Annotated in this window: 21 protein-coding genes and 1 tRNA gene; 3 read left to right on the top strand and 19 right to left on the bottom strand. The window is 58.5% G+C overall.

The genetic code is table 11. The features are described 5' to 3' along the window. Positions 1-304 precede the first annotated feature (304 nt). The 10 genes from AC07OG_RS20695 to thrS form a co-directional block, all read right to left on the bottom strand. Entirely contained in the window at positions 305-490 is a 186-nt protein-coding gene (locus AC07OG_RS20695; protein ID WP_495067939.1) for a hypothetical protein, read from the bottom strand. Between the two features lie 318 nt (positions 491-808). Beyond that, positions 809-885: transfer RNA gene (locus tag AC07OG_RS20690), tRNA-Pro, on the bottom strand. Positions 886-975: 90 nt separating this feature from the next. Continuing rightward, a complete protein-coding gene (locus AC07OG_RS20685; RefSeq protein ID WP_003179985.1) occupies positions 976-1,332 on the bottom strand; it encodes a MerR family transcriptional regulator in 357 nt (118 codons plus the stop codon). After that, entirely contained in the window at positions 1,313-1,615 is a 303-nt protein-coding gene (ihfA, locus tag AC07OG_RS20680; protein WP_002553164.1) for an integration host factor subunit alpha, read from the bottom strand. The genes AC07OG_RS20685 and ihfA overlap by 20 nt, the downstream gene beginning before the upstream one ends. Positions 1,616-1,618: 3 nt before the next feature. After that, the gene (pheT, locus tag AC07OG_RS20675; RefSeq protein WP_060540013.1) at positions 1,619-4,000 is read right to left on the bottom strand and encodes a phenylalanine--tRNA ligase subunit beta; all 2,382 of its coding nucleotides are present in this window, start codon (positions 3,998-4,000) and stop codon (positions 1,619-1,621) included. Positions 4,001-4,026: 26 nt separating this feature from the next. Next, complete coding sequence (gene pheS, locus AC07OG_RS20670) at positions 4,027-5,043, bottom strand: phenylalanine--tRNA ligase subunit alpha (RefSeq protein ID WP_007905876.1); 1,017 nt, start codon at positions 5,041-5,043, stop codon at positions 4,027-4,029. Positions 5,044-5,152: 109 nt separating this feature from the next. Continuing rightward, the gene (rplT, locus tag AC07OG_RS20665) at positions 5,153-5,509 is read right to left on the bottom strand and encodes a 50S ribosomal protein L20 (RefSeq protein WP_007905879.1); all 357 of its coding nucleotides are present in this window, start codon (positions 5,507-5,509) and stop codon (positions 5,153-5,155) included. A gap of 28 nt (positions 5,510-5,537) precedes the next feature. Next, positions 5,538-5,732: a 50S ribosomal protein L35 gene (gene rpmI, locus AC07OG_RS20660; RefSeq protein WP_002553160.1), complete on the bottom strand. Its 195-nt coding sequence runs from the start codon at positions 5,730-5,732 to the stop codon at positions 5,538-5,540. Positions 5,733-5,792: 60 nt separating this feature from the next. Beyond that, complete coding sequence (gene infC / locus AC07OG_RS20655) at positions 5,793-6,344, bottom strand: translation initiation factor IF-3 (protein ID WP_170947229.1); 552 nt, start codon at positions 6,342-6,344, stop codon at positions 5,793-5,795. Next, positions 6,344-8,266 carry a threonine--tRNA ligase gene (thrS, locus tag AC07OG_RS20650; protein ID WP_060540014.1) on the bottom strand — a complete coding sequence of 641 codons (1,923 nt, stop codon included), beginning with the start codon at positions 8,264-8,266 and terminating at the stop codon, positions 6,344-6,346. The genes infC and thrS overlap by 1 nt, the downstream gene beginning before the upstream one ends. Positions 8,267-8,640: 374 nt before the next feature. Here thrS and AC07OG_RS20645 point away from each other — a divergent pair, with 374 nt between their 5' ends. Both AC07OG_RS20645 and AC07OG_RS20640 read left to right on the top strand, forming a co-directional pair. Next, positions 8,641-8,943, top strand: coding sequence for a hypothetical protein (locus AC07OG_RS20645; protein ID WP_060540015.1), 303 nt, complete (start codon positions 8,641-8,643; stop codon positions 8,941-8,943). Positions 8,944-9,234: 291 nt separating this feature from the next. Further along, positions 9,235-9,447, top strand: coding sequence for a cold-shock protein (locus AC07OG_RS20640; RefSeq protein ID WP_003179963.1), 213 nt, complete (start codon positions 9,235-9,237; stop codon positions 9,445-9,447). Between the two features lie 61 nt (positions 9,448-9,508). Here AC07OG_RS20640 and AC07OG_RS20635 read toward each other — a convergent pair whose 3' ends face one another. Together AC07OG_RS20635 and AC07OG_RS20630 are read right to left on the bottom strand one after the other, a co-directional pair. Then, the gene (locus tag AC07OG_RS20635; protein ID WP_495067938.1) at positions 9,509-9,829 is read right to left on the bottom strand and encodes an I78 family peptidase inhibitor; all 321 of its coding nucleotides are present in this window, start codon (positions 9,827-9,829) and stop codon (positions 9,509-9,511) included. A gap of 165 nt (positions 9,830-9,994) precedes the next feature. Next, on the bottom strand, positions 9,995-10,300 hold the full coding sequence (locus tag AC07OG_RS20630) for a hypothetical protein (RefSeq protein ID WP_060540169.1): 306 nt from the start codon (positions 10,298-10,300) through the stop codon (positions 9,995-9,997). A gap of 132 nt (positions 10,301-10,432) precedes the next feature. On the opposite strand from AC07OG_RS20630, the gene AC07OG_RS20625 reads away from it, so the two are divergent. Beyond that, on the top strand, positions 10,433-10,645 hold the full coding sequence (locus AC07OG_RS20625; protein ID WP_060540017.1) for a hypothetical protein: 213 nt from the start codon (positions 10,433-10,435) through the stop codon (positions 10,643-10,645). 56 nt (positions 10,646-10,701) lie between these two features. Here AC07OG_RS20625 and AC07OG_RS20620 read toward each other — a convergent pair whose 3' ends face one another. From AC07OG_RS20620 to AC07OG_RS20590, 7 genes are read right to left on the bottom strand one after another with little or no spacing between them, the layout of a single operon-like run. Continuing rightward, positions 10,702-11,709, bottom strand: coding sequence for a nucleoside hydrolase (locus AC07OG_RS20620; protein WP_495067993.1), 1,008 nt, complete (start codon positions 11,707-11,709; stop codon positions 10,702-10,704). Positions 11,710-11,731: 22 nt separating this feature from the next. After that, positions 11,732-12,136: a D-ribose pyranase gene (rbsD, locus tag AC07OG_RS20615; protein ID WP_218424337.1), complete on the bottom strand. Its 405-nt coding sequence runs from the start codon at positions 12,134-12,136 to the stop codon at positions 11,732-11,734. Further along, complete coding sequence (gene rbsK, locus AC07OG_RS20610) at positions 12,133-13,050, bottom strand: ribokinase (RefSeq protein WP_495067937.1); 918 nt, start codon at positions 13,048-13,050, stop codon at positions 12,133-12,135. The genes rbsD and rbsK overlap by 4 nt, the downstream gene beginning before the upstream one ends. A 41-nt stretch (positions 13,051-13,091) precedes the next feature. Beyond that, a complete protein-coding gene (locus tag AC07OG_RS20605) occupies positions 13,092-14,111 on the bottom strand; it encodes a LacI family DNA-binding transcriptional regulator (protein ID WP_495067936.1) in 1,020 nt (339 codons plus the stop codon). 3 nt (positions 14,112-14,114) lie between these two features. Continuing rightward, positions 14,115-15,092 carry an ABC transporter permease gene (locus AC07OG_RS20600; protein ID WP_060540022.1) on the bottom strand — a complete coding sequence of 326 codons (978 nt, stop codon included), beginning with the start codon at positions 15,090-15,092 and terminating at the stop codon, positions 14,115-14,117. Continuing rightward, a complete protein-coding gene (locus tag AC07OG_RS20595) occupies positions 15,089-16,642 on the bottom strand; it encodes a sugar ABC transporter ATP-binding protein (RefSeq protein WP_495067935.1) in 1,554 nt (517 codons plus the stop codon). The genes AC07OG_RS20600 and AC07OG_RS20595 overlap by 4 nt, the downstream gene beginning before the upstream one ends. Before the next feature lie 57 nt (positions 16,643-16,699). Further along, positions 16,700-17,656, bottom strand: coding sequence for a sugar ABC transporter substrate-binding protein (locus AC07OG_RS20590; RefSeq protein WP_495067934.1), 957 nt, complete (start codon positions 17,654-17,656; stop codon positions 16,700-16,702). Positions 17,657-17,953 lie beyond the last annotated feature (297 nt).

Here is a 17,953-nt window from a genome sequence, read left to right as displayed (position 1 = left end):
CTAGTCACATTATTCATCCCACTGGCCTCCATGTCTTGGTTTCAATCTGCATCGTTGTGCTCAGGATTCCAACTGGTTTTTTATCGAGATCACGATGTGCCACCTTTGTCGCCCCATTATCAGTCGTTACCACGAGCACATTCAGGCACTGCTTTATTGTAGTCGCACCGACCATCGCTTTACAGGCCACCATCCTAAGCACTGATACTGTTGCATGCCGGAATGACCAGCGAAGTCAGCACCGCTAGGCGATTCCTTTGTCTTGGTTTGCACGCTGCGTTGATTGCATCGCTCCGCTCGTCACTCAAAAACTCACTTTAAAGCCAGCCAGACAATCCGTGAGCAAACCGTGGATCAGCGGCACTTTTCGCCGCAACTCCTCGCCATACGTACGCTCCGGTCGTAGTGCCGAGTACACCTCCTGATATTCCTGCACGAACTTCTTGATGGCTGCCTTTTGGCGAGCAGAAGGCGACAGTTCGTTGCGCAAAGCATCCTGGGGAGTTTGCAGGAGGTCGAATTACACCTCGGAAAGTTCGAGACCTCGCGAAATGATGACTCTCTACTTTTGGCCAACCCTCAGAACGTAACTCGGCACCGGACATCCAGATTTTCGACTTTCAGCCTTGGGGCAAGAAAGCGATCTACGAAGGCCCGTCTATACTGCGTAATAGAAATAACTCTTAGATTGCAAATCTCAATTGGCAACCAATTGGCAACCAAAATACCTGCCCCCAACTCGCTGACAAAAATCAAACGCAAAAAAAAATCCAAGCACCGCTAAGTGTTTGGATTTTCTAAAGTAATATGGTCGGGACGGAGTGATTCGAACACTCGACCCCTAGCACCCCATGCTAGTGCGCTACCGGACTGCGCTACGCCCCGACTAGGCGTGTAACCTGTTCCTCAACCTCGAGGAACGCTCAAGAATATATCGCAAGCTTTTGAAAACTGGAAGTATTTAAAAGCAGAAAATTATTTCTTGAGGACAACCAGCACGTCTTCCAATTCAGCAATCATCTGCCGGATCATTTGTTTGTACTGGGTGGTGTCATCTTTGGCTTCATCACCGGACAAGCGCAGGCGCGCGCCGCCGATGGTGAACCCCTGATCGTAAAGAAGCGCGCGAATCTGCCGGATCATCAGCACATCCTGGCGCTGATAATACCGGCGGTTTCCGCGGCGTTTGACGGGGTTGAGTTGAGGAAACTCCTGCTCCCAGTAGCGCAGCACGTGCGGTTTTACCGCACACAGCTCGCTGACTTCACCGATGGTGAAGTAGCGTTTGCCTGGGATGACGGGTAGCTCGTCGTTATGACTTGGTTCCAGCATAAGCCTCAACTCGGGCCTTCAACTTCTGCCCTGGACGAAAGGTGACCACACGGCGAGCCGTGATCGGGATTTCTTCACCCGTTTTCGGATTGCGGCCAGGCCGCTGGCGTTTGTCCCGAAGGTCGAAATTGCCGAAACCGGACAATTTGACTTGTTCGTTGTCTTCAAGAGCGTGCCTGATTTCTTCAAAAAACAGTTCGACCAATTCCTTGGCCTCCCGTTTGTTCAGGCCCAGCTCTTCATACAGACGTTCCGCCATTTCAGCTTTCGTCAGAGCCCCCATACGTCACTTCCTTAACGTGGCGTTCAACCTTTGTTCGAGCGAGGTGAGGATGTTTTGCGTTGCGGTATTCACCTCATCGTCATTAAGAGTGCGCGATGGATGCTGCCAGGTCAAGCCGACTGCGAGGCTTTTTCTATCAGGATCAATGCCTTTACCCTGATACACGTCAAATAGCCTGAGGTCTGTCAGCCATTCGCCTGCATTTTCACGGATTACGTCCAGCACGGCCGTGGCCGCGACAGCTTTGTCCGCGATCAGTGCAAGGTCACGACGCACTTCAGGAAAACGTGATAACTCGTGGAATTTAGGCATTTTGCCCGACGCCACTTCGGCCAGAACCAACTCGAATACGAAAACCGGACGGTCGAGGCCGAGGGTTTTCGACAATTCAGGGTGGATTGCACCCACGAAGCCGACCAGACGACCTTCACGTTCGATGCGCGCGGTTTGACCCGGGTGCAGCGCCGGGTGTTTGCCCGGTACGAAAGTGAACGAGTCCAGTGCACCGGCGAAGCCCAGTACTGCTTCCACGTCAGCCTTGACGTCGAAGAAGTCGACGGTATCGCGACCTTGCGCCCAGCCTTCCGGCAGACGGCTACCGCAAACGACACCAGCGAGCATCGGCTCCTGCTTCAAGCCTTCGAGCTGACCGACGAAACGCAGGCCGCTTTCGAACAGACGGACGCGATCCTGTTGGCGGTTCAGGTTGTGCTGAAGCGCCTTGACCAGGCCAGGCCACAAGGACGAGCGCATGGCTGCCATGTCGTTGGAAATCGGATTGGCCAGCAGCAATGGTTCAACACCCGGATTAAACAGTTCGAACTGTTTCGGATCGATGAAGCTGTAGGTGATCGCTTCCTGATAGCCGCGAGCTACCAAAAGACGACGCAGCTCAGGCAGTTCGCTACGGGCTTCGGCCTTGGCTTGCGGTGCCAGGCGCGCTTGCGGGTAACGGACCGGCAGGCGGTTGTAGCCGTACAGACGCGCCAGTTCTTCGATCAGGTCGACTTCCAGGCTGATATCGAAGCGATGGCTTGGCACTTCGACGCGCCACTGCCCTTCCCCATCAGCAGTAATGGTCAGGCCCAAACCGCCGAGCAGACGCTCGACTTCGGCCGACGCCATTTCCATGCCCAGCATCTGGGTGATGCGCTGGGCGCGCAAGGTCACCGGGGCGATCGATGGCAGGTGCTGTTCGCTGACGGTTTCGATGATCGGGCCGGCTTCACCACCGGTGATTTCCAGCAGCAGGCCAGTGGCGCGCTCCATGGCTTCACGGGCGAGCTGCCAGTCCACGCCACGCTCGTAGCGGTGCGATGCATCGGTGTGCAGACCGTAGGAACGGGCCTTGCCAGCGACGGCGATCTGGTCGAAGAACGCGCTTTCCAGGAAGATATCGCGAGTGGTCGCGGTGTTGACGCCGCTGTGTTCGCCACCCATAACGCCGGCGATTGCCAAGGCGCGGGTGTGGTCGGCGATCACCAGCGTATCGCTACGCAGGCTGACTTCCTGACCGTCGAGCAGTACCAGCTTCTCGCCTTCTTCGGCCATGCGCACACGAATGCCGCCATTGATTTCGGCGAGGTCGAACGCGTGCAGCGGTTGACCCAGTTCCAGCATCACGTAGTTGGTGATGTCGACGGCAGCATCGATGCTGCGCACGTCGGCACGACGCAGACGCTCGACCATCCACAGCGGTGTTGGCCTGGACAGGTCGACGTTACGGATCACACGACCCAGGTAACGCGGGCAAGCGGCAGGCGCCAGCACTTCGACCGAACGCACTTCATCGTGCACGGCCGGCACGACAGCAACCACTGGACGGGTGACTTTGGCGTCGTACAGCGCGCCAACTTCACGGGCCAGGCCGGCCAGGGACAGGCAGTCACCACGGTTCGGCGTCAGGTCGACTTCGATGCTGGCATCGTCCAGGCTCAGGTATTCACGAATGTCCTGACCGACCGGCGCATCGGCCGGCAATTCCATCAGGCCATCGTTGCCCTCGCCCACTTGCAGCTCGGCTTGCGAGCACAGCATGCCGTTGGACTCTACGCCACGCAGCTTGGCTTTCTTGATCTTGAAGTCGCCTGGCAGTTCAGCACCAATCATGGCGAACGGGATCTTCAGGCCCGGGCGCACGTTGGGCGCACCGCAAACCACCTGAAAGGTCTCCGAACCATTGCTGACCTGGCAAACACGCAACTTGTCGGCGTCCGGGTGCTGCTCGGTGCTCAGCACCTCGCCCACCACCACACCGGTGAATTCGCCGGCGGCCAGCGTAACGCTGTCAACCTCAAGACCGGCCATCGACAGACGAGCAACCAGCTCGTCACGACTTACCTGCGGGCTGACCCAGCCGCGCAGCCATTGTTCACTGAATTTCATCCTGCTCTCCTAAGAATTCGTTACGACTAGCGAAATTGCGCGAGGAACCGCAAGTCGTTGTCGAAGAACAGACGCAAGTCGTTCACGCCGTAACGCAGCATGGCCAGACGCTCAACGCCCATGCCGAAGGCAAAGCCCGAGAACTCTTCCGGGTCGATCCCGGACATGCGCAGCACGTTCGGGTGAACCATGCCGCAGCCCATGACTTCCAGCCAGCCAGTCTGCTTGCAGACGCGGCAGCCTTTACCGCTGCACATCACGCATTCCATGTCGACTTCAGCGGACGGCTCGGTGAACGGGAAGTACGAAGGACGGAAACGCACTGCCAGTTCTTTTTCGAAGAACACGCGCAGGAACTCTTCGATGGTGCCCTTGAGGTCAGCGAAGTTGATATCGCGGTCGACCAGCAGGCCTTCGACCTGGTGGAACATCGGGGAGTGGGTGATATCCGAGTCGCTACGGTACACACGGCCTGGGCAGACGATGCGGATCGGCGGCTGTTTCGACTCCATGGTGCGGACCTGTACCGGCGAGGTATGGGTGCGCAGCAACATGTTGGCGTTGAAATAGAAGGTGTCATGCATCGACCGGGCCGGGTGATGGCCTGGGATGTTGAGCGCCTCGAAGTTGTGATAGTCGTCTTCGACCTCAGGGCCTTCGGCGATGCCGTAGCCGATGTGGGTGAAGAACTGCTCGATACGTTCCAGAGTGCGAGTGACCGGATGCAGACCACCGGAGGTCTGGCCACGGCCAGGCAGGGTCACGTCAATGGACTCGGCGGACAGTTTGGCGGCCAGGTCGGCCTCTTCAAACAGTGCCTTGCGCGCATTGAGAACCTCTGTGACACGCTCCTTGGCAACGTTGATCAGCGCGCCGACCTGCGGGCGCTCTTCTGCCGGCAAATTCCCCAGGGTCTTCATCACCTGAGTCAATTCACCCTTTTTGCCAAGGTAGTGAACCCGGATTTGCTCCAGGGCATTGATATCTTCAGCGCTTTGCACAGCCTCGAGTGCTTGCGAAACGAGCGCGTCCAGGTTTTCCATGTACAGACTCCAGATACAAAATAGGGGAAGAGCTTGAAGGCTCTTCCCCTATTTATGACGTTTAACACCTGGCCCCACAGAGGTGAGGCCGGGTGACTGTCGGGGGTACTTAAGCCAAGGTGGCTTTAGCTTTCTCGACAATCGCAGCAAACGCCGCTTTTTCGTTCACTGCCAGATCAGCCAGAACCTTACGGTCGATCTCGATGGACGCTTTTTTCAGGCCGGCGATGAAACGGCTGTAGGACAGACCGTTGATACGAGCACCAGCGTTGATACGAGCGATCCACAGAGCGCGGAACTGACGTTTTTTCTGACGACGGTCACGGTAGGCGTATTGGCCTGCCTTGATTACCGCTTGCTTGGCAACACGGAATACGCGCGAACGTGCACCGTAGTAGCCTTTAGCAAGTTTCAGAATTTTTTTGTGACGCTTACGGGCAATGACGCCACGCTTAACACGAGCCATGAGTTACTTCCTCTATTCTTGACTAAAATTAACGAAGGCGCAGCATGCGCTCGACTTTTGCCACGTCAGACGGATGCAGCAAGCTGCTACCGCGCAGTTGACGCTTACGCTTGGTCGACATTTTGGTCAGGATGTGGCTCTTGAAAGCGTGCTTGTGCTTGATACCGTTAGCAGTTTTCAGAAACCGCTTAGCAGCACCACTTTTGGTCTTCATTTTTGGCATGTTCGGATACTCCGCATTCAGTTGATAAACATAATCAGAAGGCCTGCCGTGCCCTGTTGATTACTTCTTCTTTTTCGGGGCGATGACCATGATCAGTTGGCGTCCTTCCATCTTCGGATGCTGTTCGACCGAACCGTACTCGAGCAGGTCAGCTTCAACCCGCTTGAGGAGTTCCATCCCCAGCTCCTGGTGGGCCATCTCACGGCCGCGGAATCGCAAGGATACCTTGGCCCTGTCCCCATCACTCAGGAAACGTACCAGGTTGCGCAGTTTTACCTGGTAATCCCCTTCCTCCGTCCCTGGACGAAACTTGATTTCTTTAACCTGAATCTGCTTCTGGTTTTTCTTGGCCGCGGCAACCTGCTTCTTCTTTTCGAAGATCGATTTGCCGTAGTCCATCAGTTTGCAAACAGGGGGTACTGCATCGGCGGAAATTTCCACCAGATCCAGTTTGGCCTCTTCAGCCTTAAGAAGCGCGTCTTCAATTGACACAATCCCAAGCTGTTCACCTTCAGCCCCAATTAACCGAACCTCGCGTGCCGAGATATTCTCGTTGATCGGGGCCTTCGGTGCAGCTCGTTTATCTTGTCTCATTTCACGCTTAATAATAATTACTCCGAATCTGGGCGACCACGCCGGGAAACCGCTTGCGCGAGGAACTCAGCGAACTGGGCGACGGGCATCGAGCCCAGGTCAGCACCTTCACGAGTACGCACAGCGACAGTCTGCATCTCGACTTCCCGATCTCCGATAACCAAGAGATAAGGAACCTTGAGCAAAGTATGCTCGCGGATTTTAAAGCCGATTTTTTCATTTCTCAAGTCAGACTTGGCACGAAAACCGCTTTCGTTGAGGGTTTTTTCCACTTCGGCGGCGAAATCTGCTTGTTTGTCGGTGATATTCATCACTACTGCCTGGGTCGGAGCAAGCCACGCCGGGAATGCACCCTCGTAATGCTCGATCAGGATTCCGACGAAACGCTCGAAGGACCCCAGGATCGCCCGGTGCAACATCACCGGGTGCTTGCGACTGTTGTCTTCGGAGACGAATTCGGCTCCCAGACGCACTGGCAGGTTAAAATCGAGCTGCAGGGTACCACACTGCCACACGCGACCGAGACAATCTTTCAGCGAGAATTCGATCTTCGGACCGTAGAAGGCGCCCTCACCCGGCTGCAGATCGTACGGCAGGCCCGCGCTATCAAGGGCTGCAGCCAATGCAGCTTCAGCGCGATCCCACAACTCGTCGGAACCGACGCGTTTTTCCGGACGAGTGGACAGCTTCATCTCGACGTCTTTGAAGCCGAAGTCGGCGTAAACGTCCATGGTCAGCTTGATGAATGCAGCGGATTCGGCCTGCATCTGCTCTTCAGTACAGAAGATGTGGGCGTCGTCCTGAGTGAATGCGCGTACACGCATGATGCCGTGCAGCGCACCCGATGGCTCGTTACGGTGGCAGGCACCGAACTCGGCCAGGCGCATCGGCAACTCGCGGTAGCTTTTCAGGCCCTGGTTGAACACCTGCACGTGGCAAGGGCAGTTCATCGGCTTGATGGCGTAGTCGCGGTTTTCCGACTGGGTGGTGAACATGTTGTCGGCGTAGTTGGCCCAGTGCCCGGATTTCTCCCACAGGCTGCGGTCAACGACCTGAGGGGTCTTGATCTCGAGGTAGCCGTTGTCGCGCTGAACCTTGCGCATGTACTGCTCGAGCACCTGGTACAGCGTCCAGCCGTTCGGGTGCCAGAACACCATGCCCGGCGATTCTTCCTGGGTGTGGAACAGGCCCAGGCGCTTGCCGATCTTGCGGTGATCGCGCTTTTCAGCTTCTTCGATGCGCTGGATATAAGCGGCCAGCTGCTTCTTGTCGGCCCATGCGGTGCCGTAGACGCGCTGCAACTGCTCGTTCTTGGCATCGCCACGCCAGTAGGCGCCGGACAGCTTGGTCAGCTTGAAGGATTTCAGGAAGCGCGTGTTCGGCACGTGCGGACCGCGGCACATGTCGACGTATTCTTCGTGATAGTACAGACCCATGGCCTGCTCGTTCGGCATGTCCTCGACCAGGCGCAGCTTGTAGTCTTCGCCACGGGCCTTGAACACTTCGATCACTTCGGCGCGCGCAGTGACTTTCTTGATGACGTCGTAATCTTTCTCGATCAGCTGCTGCATGCGCTGCTCGATGGCGGCCAGGTCGTCCGGGGTGAAAGGACGTTCGAAGGCGATGTCGTAATAGAAGCCTTCGTCGATGACCGGACCGATGACCATTTTGGCCGTCGGGTACAGCTGCTTGACCGCATGGCCAACCAGGTGGGCGCAAGAGTGGCGAATGATCTCCAGCCCCTCTTCATCCTTTGGCGTGATGATTTGCAGCGACGCGTCGCTGTCGATGACGTCGCAGGCGTCGACCAGCTTGCCATTGACCTTGCCGGCCACGGTGGCCTTGGCCAGGCCAGCACCAATGGATGCGGCGACCTCGGCTACGGAAACCGGGTGATCGAATGTACGTTGACTGCCGTCGGGAAGAGTAATAGTTGGCATGGCGCCTCCTCTCCTAGTGGTGACCCCTACCAAAGGTCACGTGGGTTGGGATGAGCCAGTACAAGATCCGGTCCAGGCCATTCAATGACGAACGCCTGCCTTACAGCGGCAGGAGCCTTGCGGCCAACCGGAAAACCGAACCAGAGTGACTGGGATTCAAATCAGGGTTATTCGAACATGTGCCGCCACCGGGACTGAAGGTCATCCGGGGCCTGCAAATACCCGAGCCGAGCATGCTAGCACAGATGAACGGTCGTCGATGCACGCAGCTTTGCTACGAGGGCAAATCGGGCAAATTTATGCCAGAGTGCTGAACTTGAACCCCGCATCAGCCCTCAGATAACAAGTCATTGACCCAAAAGGAGCATCTCAGCATGCGTCTGAATCGTTTGTTCGCCTTCGTCGCCCCTGTCGTTCTACTGCTGCCCCTGGCCGCCCATGCAGAATGGCCAAAGGGCGAGCGGGAGAAATACATGGCGCAGTGCGTTCCTGCAGCTGCAGAGAAGATTGGTACGCCAGCAGCCAAATCCCACTGTGCTTGCGGCGCCGACGCCATCAAGTCATACCCTGCCGCTGATATCCAGGCCTTGATGAACAACACCGCCAGCGCTGAATTGAAGCAGAAGGCCCTGGGCAAAATTGCAGCCTGCAAAGCCACCAGTAAAGAGCAAAAATGATCCGGTTTCGGCGTTTCGAGCCATGAATTACCGGTAAAAAGCCGCTGAAACGGCCCCTTTCGTACAATTTATTAAGGTTTTACAGCTTTTTTTATCACCTTTATTTTCGGCTAGAAGCCTTATAAACCGGGGCTTTCAGCCGACTCAGGGAATCGGCAAGACACGACTGGTTCGCAAACAGCGCCTGCGGGGGGCTCCCAAAGCGAACATTTCGACTATGATACTCGGGTGTGCCCAGTTGGCCTGAGCAGCACAGTACTACTGAAAATATATGTTTCTTGGAGATACACCATGTCTAATCGCCAAACCGGCACCGTTAAATGGTTCAACGATGAAAAAGGCTTCGGCTTCATCACTCCTCAAGGTGGCGGTGACGACCTGTTCGTACACTTCAAAGCTATCGAAAGCGACGGTTTCAAAAGCCTGAAAGAAGGCCAGACCGTTTCCTTCGTGGCTGAGAAAGGCCAAAAGGGTATGCAAGCTGCTCAAGTTCGCCCAGAGTAATTTCCAGGCGCACTAAAAAAACCCCGTCCATGTGACGGGGTTTTTTATGGCACAAACAAAATCAGCCGCAGTTGACGCGGATGACTACGTGACTGGCATCGGTGTTCAGGTTCAGGCGGTCAGAGCGATACTCCAGCGTCACCATATCGGTTGGCAGGAGGAAGCGGGCATTCTGCGCGCCGGCGCGGGTACGCGCCTGCTCCAGCAATTGCGGGGAAGCCTGTTTGCCAATGGCGAAATCGGCAGCCTTTGCCTCGCAGCGACTATGGCCGGTATCTGAAGTCGCAACAGCATCCGTTGCCGGCTCCGTGGCGGTAGTGCTGCAACCGGCCAACATGGCAGCGGCCAGCACAGTACCCAATGACGCGAGCTTCCAAGGCATGAAGCCTCCTATTTCAAAAAATTAAGCTGAATTCGTGCGACAACCCGACTGCCGCCTGGTTTCACGGGACGGCACTTCGCTTCGCCCCCGCCCCGCACGAACGGCAATTCTGCCCGAGCACCGCCCAGCCTTCACTCTGCAAACGTGACTGAATGTGAACAGGACTCAATAGACGTCGATATAGTCGTACGGCGGATTCGGCCAGTTCTCTTTCAACGCATTGAAGATCTGCATGACCCACACCTCATCGCTGGCGGCGACACGTCCGACGTAGCCGGAACCCTTGGCCCAGGTTTCGAGGCGAAACAACAACCCGTCGATCTCGGTACCGCCGACGATCCCCGAAGAAATATAGGCAATGCCTTGCCGGGTGACCCGCAACTGGGTGTGTTCATCGTCACTGGCGGCGGCCAGCAACTGACGCACGGACTCAAGCGTCAAACCGTCAGGGGAATTCAAATCGATTTGCACAGCGTAGCCCTTGAAGAATATCAATGACCAAGTGTCGCATAGCCCGCCCTTGATGCCTAAGTCGGGGTGTAAAACGCCGTACAAAATGCTTAACTCGACGCTCGGACCCTACCCTACTTAACGAGTGCCACCATGACCACCGTAAGCATCGACGCCGACATCAAGGCCAAGTGGCCAGACGGCCACAGCTCATACAGCCCAGGCAGCACCGAAGAGCTGGCCATTATCGGTATTGACCTGCTGGTCCGGGACATCGGGGCCGAAGCCGCTCAGTCATTCATCGAGCAGGTTTTCGAGAAGCACCTGGCCGACCAGAGAGCCGCGACAGATAGCGGCCGGGAGTAATCCCGCCCGCCGGCACCTGCACCTGCACCTGCACCTGCACCTGCACAGGGAAGAGGCTATTTGAGGCGAGCCAGTCGTTCGGTCAGCAGATCGAAAAAGCCCTGGGCATCGCCGCTTTCAACCCAAAAGGCGTTTTTTGGCGCCTTGAGCGTGTCGTACCAATCGACAATGGTCTGGCCGAAGGTCGGGCCTTCGCGACTGTCGACCACCACGTTCACCGTACGACCGCTGAACAGCCCGGGCTTAAGCAGATAGGCGATGACCGTGGCGTCATGCACCGGACCGCCCGCGATGCCGTAGTGCTCCATATCACCTTTGATGTATTCATTGAGAATGGCGCAAACCAGCTTGCTGGCCGTGTTGTCCAGTGCCGCAATCTGCCTCAGCCGCGACTCACTGGTGAGGATCTTGTGAGTCACGTCCAGCGGCAGGTAGGTCAGCCTCACCCCGCTCTTGAGTACGACTTCAGCCGCATGCGGGTCGGCGAACAGGTTGAATTCGGCCACCGGTGTGATGTTGCCACCGTTGAAATGCGCGCCACCCATGACCACCACTTGCTTGATGCCCTGCACGATTTTCGGCTGCTGGATCAGCGCCAGGGCCAGGTTGGTCTGCGGGCCAAGCATTGCCACGGTAATGCTGTGGGGCTCGGCCGTCATCAAGGTGTCAATCAGATAAGTCACGGCACTCCCGTCGGCCAGACCTGGCCGGGGCTCATGCACGGTGATCCCCGACAAGCCCTCCGTGCCATGAACGTCTTCGGCGTAGATCGGCGTGCGCATCAGCGGCTTCGGCGCCCCGGCGTAGACAGGCACATCCTCTCGCCCCGCCCACTCCCGTGCCAGCCGGGCATTGCGTGAGGTCTTGTCCAGGCGAACGTTGCCGGCAACGGTGGTCAGCGCACGAATGTTCAGCTCATCGGGTGACGCCAGGGCGAAGAGCAAGGCCACGACGTCGTCGGCACCCGGGTCGGTGTCGATGATCAGCTCGATCTTTTCCGCCGCCCGGGCGCCGGTTGCAGTATTCAGGGACAAAGGCAGCAGACTCCATAGCGGATGGTGCAGTGTTTCAACCGAGCGGCAAGACTCAGAACGTTACCCCGGCGATCAACACGATGTTGCAGTACGGCTGACATTCACCAGTGCGCACGATCGCCCTCGCCTGCCGGCTCAGAACCTTGAACTCTTCATGGCTGAGCAGTTCGCGCCGCCCCAGTGAACCTGCGGCGTCCAGTTCATCCAGCACAGCCAGTGCCGACGGTTTTTTTTCGAGGATCTCGTGAGCCAGAACATGGCTTTCAACCTGCATTTCGCTCAGTACGACGCTCAAGGTGCTGACGAAATCCGGAATGCCATGGGTCAGCGCCAGGTCGATCAATTCGACGCCCGGCGGAACCGGCAATCCTGCATCGCCGATCACCACTTTGTCGCCATGGCCCAATGAGGCGATCAGCCGTGATAACGCGATGTTGAGCAGAGGTGTCTTTTTCATGGTGCTTGAAATGCCTGTACGTCGGAAAAAGCCGGAATCGAGGGCTGCGCGCCGGCCCGGGTGACCGATAGCGCCGCAGCCACCTGGCCGAAACGGATCGCTTCAGCTTCACCTTTGCCGGTAGCAAGGGCCGCCGCGAAACCGCCGACGAAGGTATCGCCGGCCGCAGTGGTGTCGACCGCCTGCACGCTCGGCGCCGGGAAGTGCTGGAAGCTGTTGCCGTCGGCGAATAACGACCCTTGGGCGCCGAGGGTAATGATCACCTTGCCGGCGCCCATGGCGATCAGCTTTGTCGCCGCGGCTTGCGCAGTGTCCAGCGAATCCACCGCAACGCCACTCAGGGCCGCCGCCTCGCTTTCGTTGGGAATCAGGTAATCGATCGACCCATACCAATGCGCTGGCAGCGCACGGCTGGCCGGTGCCGGATTGAGGATGACAATCTTGCCCAGTTCGCGGCCGCGCTTGAGCGCATGACCCACGGTGGCATCCGGCACCTCGAGCTGACAAATGAGCAGATCCGCCGCCTGCAGCACCGGATCGAAACGCTTGAGTTGATCTGCCGTCAGCGCACCGTTGGCACCGGGGACAATCACGATCGAGTTCTGGCTGTTGTCGTCCACCACAATCAGCGCCACGCCACTGGAACCGTCAACGGTGCTGACCGCCTGGCAGTCGATCCGCTCGGCCAGCAGCGCTGCGCGCAATGCGTCGCCATAGGCGTCACGCCCCACGCAACCAATCATCGAAACCTGCGCACCCAGGCGCGCGGCGGCCACGGCCTGGTTAGCACCCTTGCCGCCGGAAACGACGGAAAACGACTCGCCGATCAACGTCTCACCACCCTTGGGCAGACGTGATGCCCGGGTCACCAGGTCCATGTTCAGACTGCCTACTACCACTACTTTTGCTGGCATACATTGCTACTCATCGATTCTGTTTCAGCGTTATTTCTGATTCAGCGAAACTGGGCAAATACGCCGGCCAGCGGCGCAGTTGATTCACGTATGACAATACTGGGCGTGACGATGCGTTGTTCGGTGCTGCGCTGCGGCGTAGCGATCCGTCGCAACAGCACTTCGGCCGCCATCTCTCCGAGTTGCAGGATCGACTGCCCCACGGTGGTCAACGAAGGATAGACATAACGGCTCATCTGGATATCGTCGAAGCCGATCACCGACAGCTCGCCAGGCACCCGAATATTGAGCTCGGCGGCAGCCCGCAGCACGCCGATGCCCATCAAGTCGTTGGCGGCGAAAATCGCCGTGGGGCGATTGTGCTGCAGCAGAACGGTGGCGGCGGCGTAACCGCCGGTACTGGTGAAATCGCTTTGCACAATGCGCTCGGGCACCACTTCAATGCCAGCCTCCTCCAGCGCACGGCAGTAACCGGCCAGACGCATCTGCGCGACACTGGTGGTTTGCGGCCCGATGATCGTGGCGACATCCCGATGCCCCAACTCCAGCAGGTGCCGGGTCGCAAGATAGGCGCCGTATTCATGATCGATACGCACCAGATCCACATCGACGCCTTCCAGACCACGGTCAACGATCACCATTGGCGTGCGCACGCTTGCCAGGCCCTGGGCCAGACCGCTATCGCCACCGGCCGAGGCGACGATCAGCCCGTCGATGCGTTTTTCCAGCAACACCCGCAGGTAACTGCGCTGCTTGTCCGGGTTGTCGTCGGAGTTGCACAGGATCACGCAGTAGCCGTTGCGCTCGCAGTAATCCTCGATTCCCCGGGCCAGCTCGGCAAAGTACGGATTGAGGCTGTTAGGCACCAAAAGTCCGATGGTTGCGGTGGTCTTGGCCTTCAGGGATCGCGCCACGGCACTGGGTACATAGTCGAGGGTCTGGATCGCCGCCTCGACCTTGATGCGAACTTCTTCGCTGACCGGCCGGGTCTTGTTCACCACGTGAGAAACCGTGGTGTAGGAAATTCCGGCGAGCGCTGCTACATCCTTGATCGTTGCCATGACTCAGGTCCGCCGGCTTGCGCGCTGACTGCGATAAGTATCCAGCACCACCGCCACCACGATAACCGCGCCGGTAATGATGCGCTTGGTCGGTTCGGTCGCGCCGATCTGCGCCAGCCCCGCAGCCAGCACGGAAATGATCAGGACACCAAAGAATGTGCTGATGACCGAACCGCGACCACCCATCAGGCTGGTCCCGCCGATCACCACGGCGGCGATCACCTGCAGCTCCAGGCCGGAGCCGGCATTCGGGTCCGCCGCCTCCAGCCGCGAAATCTGGAACAACGCAGCGATGCCGGCCAACAGCCCCATCAGACTGAACACCAGAATCTTGTACGGCTTCGGATTGATTCCCGCCAGGCGCACCGCCTCTTCGTTGGTGCCGATGCCAATCAGGTAACGACCGAACACAGTACGGGTCAACACGGCCTGGGCGACGAAGATGATCAGCAAGGCGATGATGAACGACGGCGAGATGCCGAAGGCAATCGGGTTGGACAGCCAGGCGAAGGCATCGCCGATGTAGGCCGTGCGTGAACCGGTCATCTGGTACGCCACGCCCCGGGCCATCTCCAGCACGCCCAGGGACACGATGAACGAAGGAATCCGCCAGGCCACGGTAATCGAGCCGGTGATTGTGCCAGCGAGCGCCGCAATGGCCATGCCGAGTAATGCGGCGGGCAGAACGCTCCAGCCCCAGCCGAGAATCGCCACGCTGACCGCCGACGCCGCCAGCGCCAGCACCGAGCCCACCGACAGATCGATACCGCCGATGATCAATACAAACGTCATGCCGACCGCCAGCACCATCAGGTCAGGAATCTGGTTGGCCAAGGTGCTGAACGTATCGTAAGACAGAAAATGGCTGCTCAGCATTGAGAACAGTACGACCATCGCCAGCAAGGCCCCGGCCAGCCCAAGGTAGGTGCCGAGCCCGTAAAAATTGCCATTGCGCTTGCCGACGGAAGAGGCGGTTTTCATGGAAGATCCCTAGGCGCGGCTTCATTGAGCAGCGCGTCACGTTTTTGGTAGCCGGCGAAAGCGGCGGCAAGCAAATCATCCTGGGTCCAGCTGTCACGCTCGAAGGTTTCGATCAGACGCCCCGCCGACAGGACACCAATGCGGTCGCAAATCAACATCAGCTCCCGCAAGTCACTGGAGACCACCACCAGCGCCTTGCCCTGACGGGTCAGCTCGCCGAGCAGGTTGTAGATGTCGAACTTGGCGCCGACATCGATGCCACGGGTCGGCTCGTCGAACAGCAGCACCGAGCAATCGCGCTCCAGCCAGCGACCGATCACGACCTTCTGCTGATTGCCACCGGACAGCTCGGACACCGACTGCCCCGGGCCGGAACTGCGGATACGCATGGCGTCGATCTGACGCTGCGCCAGCGCGCTCTCGTCTGCGTGATTGACGAAGCCGGCGCTGGAAATCCCCGGCATGTTGCCCAATGCGATGTTGGCACCGATCGATTGCGTCAGCAGCAGGCCTTCGCCCTTGCGATCCTCGGTAATCAGCGCGATGCCGTGACCAACCGCGTCCACCGGGGAGCGGATGCTGACCACCTGCGCGGGCGATCCCAGGGCAACGCTGCCGCTGTCCGGGAGATCGGCACCGAAGATCAGCCGCAGCAACTCGGTGCGCCCTGCCCCGATGAGGCCCGAAATGCCGAAGATCTCACCAGCGCGGACTTCGAAGGACACATCACGAACCTTGTCCGAGCGGCTAAGGCCCTTGACCGTCAACGCCGGCGCGCCGATCTTGCGCGGGCCCATATCGATGTGTTCACCCAGCTCGCGCCCGACCATCAAGGTGACCAGTTGCTCACTGTTGTAGTTAGCCATCGGCTCGACGCAGACCAACTGGCCGTCGCGCAGTACCGCAATGCGCTGCGCGACCCGCGCCAGCTCTTCCAGACGATGGGAGATATAGATGATCGAGACGCCGCGCGCCTGCAGACGGGTGATCTGCTCGAACAGCATCTCCACTTCCCGCGCCGTCAACATCGCGGTGGGCTCGTCGAGGATCAGCACATGGCAATCACCGATCAGGTTGCGGGCGATCTCCACCATCTGCTGATGGCCGATGCCCAGCTCACCGACCAGGGTGTCCGGGTCGATCGCGCCGAGCCCGACCTGGGCCATGGCTGCTATTGCCGCCTGGCGCAATTGCTTGCGGCTGATCCATCCGCCCTTGTTGGGCAAATTGTCGAGAAACAGGTTTTCCGCCACCGACAAAGTGGGCAGCAGATTGAGTTCCTGCATGACCATGCGGATGCCCAGGCTCTCGGCCTGAGCCCTGCTGCCCGGGCGGTAGTCCAGCCCTTGAAACTGCATCTGGCCGGTAGTCGGCGTGACCAGCCCGCCGATGATCTTCGACAGGGTACTTTTGCCCGCGCCGTTTTCACCGGTCAGCGCCAGCACTTCGCCGCGCATGAGCGTCAGGTCGATGCCGGCCAGGACCGGTTGAGCGTAGGTCTTGCCGATGCCGCTGACCGCAAGGACAGCGTTCGGGGCGCAAACGGACATAGGGAAATCTCCATGCGCCCGCCCCGAACGGGCGAGCACTGTTGAGGCGCCAGAGGACTACTTGGTCACCAGCTCTACCGGAGTTTCGATGACGCCATTGGCGCCGCCCTCGACCTTCTCGCCCTTGAGAATCTTCAGCGCAGTCTCGATGCCGAATACAGCCTGTCTGGCCGCAAACTGGTCAGCGGTGGCCAGCACGCGGCCATCGGCGAGCATCGGCTTGATGGCATTGATGTTGTCATAGCCGACCACTTGCACCTTGCCGGCCTTGCCCGCTGCCCGCACGGCAGACACCGCACCGACCGCCATGCTGTCGTTGCCGGCCAACAGGGCTTTGGTTTGCGGGTATTCACTGAGAATCGAGGCGGCCACTTTGTTGCCTTTATCGATCTCCCAGTCGCCAGACTGCAGGGACACCACCTTGATCTGCGCCGCTTCCATCGCATCCTTGAAACCGGCGGTGCGCTGTTGGGCATTGGTGGTGGTGGACACACCTTCGATGATGCCGACTTCGTCACCGGCCTTCAGCTGTTTCGCCAGATAATCACCCACCAGACGCGCGCCCTTGCGGTTGTCAGGGCCTACGAATGGCACGCTGATGTTTTTGCTTTTGACCACGGCCGGGTCAAGCTGATTGTCGATGTTGACCACAGTGATACCGGCGTCCACGGCTTTCTTGATGACCGGGACCATGGCTTTCGAATCCGCGGGCGCAATCACCAGCGCATTGACCTTGGCCAAAATCATCTGCTCGACGATGCGCGTCTGGCCTGCGGTGTCGGTCTCGTCCTTGATGCCGTTGGATATCAGGTCGAATTCTGCGGAGTGCTCCTTCTGATAGGCCTTGGCACCGTCCTCCATGGTCAGGAAGAACTCGTTGGCCAGGGATTTCATCACCAGCGCGACTTTGGGTTTTTCGGGCGATTCGGCGAAGGCCGAAGAGACAGGCAGTGCAGCGGAGGCCGCAGCCAGCACAGCGATAGCGAGAAGACGTCCAGCAAATGGCAGCTTCATGGGTTCACTCCGATCTTATGATTATTGTGAGCAACGCTTGCGCTGACGTATGTTGCAGGCCCGCTGGATGACTATGCTCATCCCGGGCGACGCGCAAACGTTTGCGTTGACCGAACTATGCGAACCCTGCCGGGATTTGTCAACGGCCGTACAAGGGCTGACAGGAAGAGAGGACAAATGCCTGCACGCTTTGGAAACATCCACGGATAACGACATTTCAAATTCTTGAAAAAAGATCCCTTGAGGAAACATCGTCCCCCCTGCGGTTTTCTTTAATCTCGATGCCACCTGGAGATG

The sequence above is a fragment of the Pseudomonas sp. GW821-FHT09H03 genome (genome assembly GCF_059415945.1).
The sequence above is the reverse complement of the archived record's forward strand: the minus strand, read 5'-3'. Positions and strand labels throughout refer to the sequence as shown.